The organism is Vallitalea maricola (genome assembly GCF_036985595.1).
Taxonomy (GTDB): domain Bacteria; phylum Bacillota; class Clostridia; order Lachnospirales; family Vallitaleaceae; genus Vallitalea; species Vallitalea maricola.
Genome location: NZ_BTPU01000313.1, coordinates 1 through 490, shown reverse-complemented (window position 1 = coordinate 490; position 490 = coordinate 1). Strand labels below are relative to the sequence as shown.

Here is a 490-nt window from a genome sequence, read left to right as displayed (position 1 = left end):
GACTCTTCAATACTAAATAGTTTTGAAGAGTCTATTTATTATATAGTAAGATTTTTAACATTCATCTCTACTTCATATGTCTTTCTATCACTTTGTTGTTGTATACTATTTTCTTGTTCACTATTAGTCATATTCATTATAACCTCTTATTATTGTACTTGCTTCATTATATTTGAAGTTATGAAACATGTTACTCTTATAATATATAATACATATTTAATAAGGTTAGTTATAATTAAAGTGAGATAGAGTGTTACTATGTTTAGTTGATAATCTGATTTTTGTTGTCCAGAATAACAACTTTTGGTTTATAGTTTTTAGCTTCTTCTTTATCCATCAATGCGTAGGCGATAATGATTATTATATCACCTGGTTGCACAAGTCTGGAAGCGGCTCCGTTAAGACATATGGTACCGCTGTTACGTTCTCCTTTTATTACGTATGTCTCTAATCGAGCACCGTTATTATTATTAACAATCTGCACTTTCTG

The 490-nt window shown here is 29.2% G+C and carries 1 protein-coding gene; it reads right to left on the bottom strand.

Annotated features, from left to right (window positions below; all coding sequences use genetic code 11):
* Positions 1-262: 262 nt before the first annotated feature.
* Positions 263-490: aspartate 1-decarboxylase (locus tag AACQ14_RS24205; RefSeq protein WP_339366091.1), on the bottom strand; the 228-nt coding region annotated here is incomplete at its 5' end.